The organism is Streptomyces sp. NPDC058307 (assembly GCF_042880295.1).
In the GTDB taxonomy this organism is placed as follows: Bacteria; Actinomycetota; Actinomycetes; order Streptomycetales; family Streptomycetaceae; genus Streptomyces.
On record NZ_JBHVYZ010000033.1, the window covers coordinates 91,290 to 95,688 of the forward strand.

The 4,399-nt window shown below is 68.7% G+C and carries 4 protein-coding genes and 1 pseudogene; 4 read left to right on the forward strand and 1 reads right to left on the reverse strand.

The features are described from left to right. Positions 1 to 944 (forward strand): ScbA/BarX family gamma-butyrolactone biosynthesis protein (locus tag ACFVYN_RS23550; RefSeq protein WP_390001531.1); only part of this gene is annotated, 944 nt, incomplete at its 5' end. Continuing rightward, positions 941 to 1,981 carry an NAD-dependent epimerase/dehydratase family protein gene (locus ACFVYN_RS23555; RefSeq protein ID WP_390001532.1) on the forward strand — a complete coding sequence of 347 codons (1,041 nt, stop codon included), beginning with the start codon at positions 941 to 943 and terminating at the stop codon, positions 1,979 to 1,981. The genes ACFVYN_RS23550 and ACFVYN_RS23555, both read left to right, overlap by 4 nt. Here ACFVYN_RS23555 and ACFVYN_RS23560 read toward each other — a convergent pair. Further along, the gene (locus ACFVYN_RS23560; protein ID WP_390001534.1) at positions 1,927 to 2,637 is read right to left on the reverse strand and encodes a ScbR family autoregulator-binding transcription factor; all 711 of its coding nucleotides are present in this window, start codon (positions 2,635 to 2,637) and stop codon (positions 1,927 to 1,929) included. The genes ACFVYN_RS23555 and ACFVYN_RS23560 overlap by 55 nt on opposite strands. A gap of 567 nt (positions 2,638 to 3,204) precedes the next feature. Here ACFVYN_RS23560 and ACFVYN_RS23565 point away from each other — a divergent pair. Together ACFVYN_RS23565 and ACFVYN_RS23570 are read left to right on the forward strand one after the other, a co-directional pair. Next, the gene (locus ACFVYN_RS23565; RefSeq protein WP_390001535.1) at positions 3,205 to 3,936 is read left to right on the forward strand and encodes a response regulator transcription factor; all 732 of its coding nucleotides are present in this window, start codon (positions 3,205 to 3,207) and stop codon (positions 3,934 to 3,936) included. Between the two features lie 227 nt (positions 3,937 to 4,163). Continuing rightward, positions 4,164 to 4,399, forward strand: a pseudogene (locus ACFVYN_RS23570) (hypothetical protein); the annotation flags it as partial.

Here is a 4,399-nt window from a genome sequence, read left to right on the forward strand (position 1 = left end):
CCACCGTACCGTCCACGAACCATACCGGCGCCCCGGTTCTGACGACGGACGGCCGCGCCACCGGGGAGCTCTGCCACCGCCCGGATCCGGAGGATCGTTTCCCCGAGGACTGGCTGCGCCTCTCCGAGCACCGCTTCCTGGTCTCGGTGAACTGGCCCGCCGCACACCGCTTCTTCGCCCCGCTGCCCGACGGCCGTCAGGATCCGCTCCTCGTCGCCGAGACCACCCGGCAGGCGACGATGATGCTGGCCCACGCCGCGTTCGGGGTTCCGGTCGGCGACCAGTTCGTGATGCGCGAACTCCGGTACCAGGTCGAGACCCCCGACTTCACCGTGCACAGCGCCTCGGGCCCGATCGACGTCGTGGTCCAGTGCTCCGACGTCCAGCTGCGCCGCGGCCGTCTCGTCGGCATGCGGGTCGACCTGCGCTTCCAGCGACTGGGCCGGGTGCTCGCCACCAGCATGGGCATCCTGCTCTGCACCGCGGCCCGCGTCTACCACAGGCTCCGCGGCGACCGGATGTCCGCCCCGAGCCGTCCGGTGCCGCTGCTCCCCGCCGTGACCCCGCACGAGGCCGGCCGCGTCGACCGCAAGGACGTCGTCCTCGCCCTGTCCAAGCACCGCCCCGGCTGGCGGCTGCGCCTGGACACCACGCACCCCACTCTCTTCGCCCGCTCGAACGACCACGTCCCCGGCATGGTGCTCCTGGAAGCCGCACGTCAGGCCGCCACCGCCCTCACGCCCGGACACGACTTCCACCCCACCTCGATGCGGATCTCCTTCGACAAGTACTGCGAACTGACCGAGCCCTGCTGGATCCTGGCCCGGCACGAGCTGTGCCCGGAGCAGGGAGCGGTGCTGCGGGTGCAGGGCACGCAGGGCGTGCAGCAGGAGCAGCCCGTCTTCACCGCGATCCTGAGCGGCGCCGTACGGGAAAGCAGGTGAGCCGGCACATCCTGGTGACGGGCTCCAGCGGTTTCGTCGGCGGCCATGTGGTCGCCGCAGCCCGTGCCTCGGGGGGCGTCCGGCTGCGACTGCTGGTCCGCGCACGGCCGTCCGCGACTGCCGCGCCGACGTCCGACGGTCCGCCGTTCCCGGACGGTGTCCCGGTCGAGTACGTACGGGGCGACCTCACCGATCCCGACGCGCTGCGCGGTGTCTGCGACGGCGTCGACGCGGTCGTCCACTGCGCCGCCCAGGTCGGCGGCGACCCCCGGCTGCTGCTGCGGGTCAACGACCTGGGCACGGCCGCCCTGGTCGAGGAGGCCCGGCGGGCCGGGGTCGAACGGTTCGTGCACCTGAGCACCGCGGCGGTGCACGGGCGGGGTCCCTTCAGCGGGGTGTGGCCGGATCAGGTACCGATCACGCCGGTGTCGGACACCAGCCGGACCAGGGCGGCGGCCGAGCGCCACGTCCTCGCGGCGGGCGGCACGGTCCTGCGCCCTCATCTCGTCTACGGGGCAGGGGACCGCTGGGTGGTGCCCGGCGTCCGGACGCTGCTGAGCGCACTGGGGGGCCGGCCGGAGGGACGGCTCGGACGGCAGTCGATGATCGACGCCGCGACGCTGGGCAACGTACTGCTTTCGGCCGCGCTGGCACCGGCGGTCCGCGCGGGGCGTGCCCACTTCGTCAACCACCCGGATCCCGTACCCGGCGAGGACCTGCTCACGGCGGTCGCCGAAACGTACGGCCTCCTTCCGGAGCCCGCGCCCGGCATCGCGCTCGACACCGCCCGTACCCGGCTCCGCGACCACGCGCTCGCCCGGCATCACCTCGAACTGCTGGCGACGGACCACTGGTTCACGGACGACACGGTCTGGGCCGACCTCGGCTGCGATCCCGGAGCGGGGTTCGCCGAGCGGTTCCCCCGCCACGCCGACCGGTACCGGAACCCACGGCAGGTCCCGGAGCCGGCAACGGGTTCGACTCACATCACTCCTGAGGCCGCCGCCTCCGTGCCGACCGCGTCCTGCGGGTCGTAGGCCGTGTAGCGCGCGGCGGTCACCGCGTAGTCGACGACGTCGTCCCTTCCGCCGGGGTTCAGTTTGCCGAGTACGTCCGGTGCGGCGAGCCCCGGCAGGAAGCCCTGCCAGAACCCGGTGACGGCCATCCGGATCCGGTCGCCCTCACTCCCTTTGATCAGTACGCCTATACCCGTCGTGGCAGCGACGATGGCGCAGGTCAGCACCTGCAGCTGGACGTGCGGCGCGAGCCCGTCCTGTCGGCGTGCGCGGTCCAGCAGGCGCCGGACACAGGCGTGCCATGCCTGGATGAACTGCTCCGGCCCCTTGCGGGACCGGTCGTTGTCCAGGCGCAGGGCGGCCCTCGACACCACGTCCCAGGTCAGCAGCCGTCCCAGGGTGTGCGAGATGTCAGCGAGGGCCTGCAGCGGCTCGGAGTTCTTCTCGTACGCGAAGCGCGCGCCGCGCCACAGGGTGCCGCGCGCCTCCCGCACGACCGCCTGGGCCAGATCCTCCTTGCTCGCGAAGTGGAAGTGCAGGGCGCCCGTGCTCATGCTGGCCCGCGCGCTGATGTCGGAGAGCCTGGCGGAGGCGTAGTCCTCGCGGTCGAAGACCTCCGCCGCCGACTTGAGTATCAGTCGACGTGTGCGGATCGCCCTCTCCTGTTGTCGTCCCACCTGCGTGAGTCCTTTCATGCCCCGTAATAAACGGACCTGATGGTTTGTTTGTGGATCTCGGGTGTCCCTCCAGGGAGCCGGTCCCGCCGACAGCCCTCGATTCTGTTGACTCTTGGTCAGCAAGGCCCAGTAGATCGTACTTTACTACCCCATGACCAGGGCAAAGGGAAAGCGGAAGCAGGGAATCAGCAAGCTGAGAGCATCCTGGACGGTCTACCACCGCTGTCGAGGATGTGCAACGCATCGGACGGAACCCGACCATCCGCCCTTTATTGGTCGGCCGACAGGTCCTGTTGTTGACGCCAGAAACAAACCGCACTGCCTGTCAGCGGCCGTTTGCACTTGATTCACGGTCGAAATTTACTCACGTCTGACGTCGAGGGTCCTGCGGAGCGTCACATCTTGGAGCGGAATTACTCCTTCATATACGCCTAAGTTGCCTAAAACCGACATCAGTTGTCACTGTGCGTGAGTTTACCTATTCTTTTTTTGACAAACCGAGGGGTAGGTTTTTAGGCTTCGGGGGCCAGGACGCTCGAGCGGGACCTACATGTTCGGGGGAGAACAGTGAGCCAACGCGCAACGAGTAGCACTCTGGAGTTTCGGAAGACCGTCCCACCGCAGATCCGTAGGACGTCGACGAACTGGCGTGTCCTGGTCGTCGAGAGCAACGCCGGCGACATGGAGACGCTGGCCACCGGGCTGCGTCGGCACGGCCACCATGTCGAGGGGGTGGGCACGGGCAACGCCGCGCTGCAGGCCTACCAGGGGTCGGACATCGTCCTGCTGGATCTCGAACTGCCCGACGTGGACGGCCTGGAGGTGTGCCGCTCCATCCGGACCCTGAGTGACGTGCCCCTCATCGCCGTCACGGGGTGGGGCACAGAACTGGACCGTGTCCTGGGCCTCCAGGCCGGCGCGGACGACTATCTCGTCAAGCCCTACGGCTTCCGGGAACTGATGGCCCGTATGGACGCCGTCATGCGTCGCTCACGTCCGCAGGCGCACACCGAACAGGTCCTGTCGCGCGGACCGTTGCGCGTCGACGCCGGCTCGCGCGAGGTCAGCCTGCACGGCCGGGTCGTGGAGGTCACGCGCAAGGAGTTCGATCTGCTCTATCTGCTCGCCTGCCATCCGGAGACCGTGATCTCCCGCAAGCGCATCATGCAGCAGGTCTGGGGCGGTTCCTGGTCCCGTCGCACCGTGGACACCCATGTCAGCAGTCTGCGCGGGAAGTTGGGGGGCAGTGACTGGATCGTCACCGTGCGCGGGGTGGGGTTCCGCTTCGGCGGTGGCTGACATCTGACTTCCGGCGGGCTGTGACGGGCATCGACGCCGGGTACCGAAAAAGGGCGGGCTCCCGAGGGGGAGCCCGCCCTTTTTCCGTACCCACTTCCTTTTTCCGGTGCCCGCTCCTTCTTTCCGGTGCCCGCTCCTTCGCACGCACGCTCAGGCACCGGTCGACTGTTCTACGCAGGGCGGCGCCTCGACGGGGCGTCTGACCTTTTCCTGACACTTGCCTGGCGTTGCGCCAACAAAGCCGTATCCCGCCTGAGGATCTGGTCCGAAGGCTTGATTGGCGGCTGTTGAAAGCGCTGAGGTCCCGCTCGGAGGATGGACACGTATTCAGGAGCCGTTCCGGAACGAGAATTCCCCGGCCGCACCTGATCATTCCAGAATTCCTGCCGATCGAGGGGAGGGCCGTCATGCGCAAGGTGCTCATCGCCAACCGTGGCGAAATCGCTGTCCGCGTGGCCCGGGC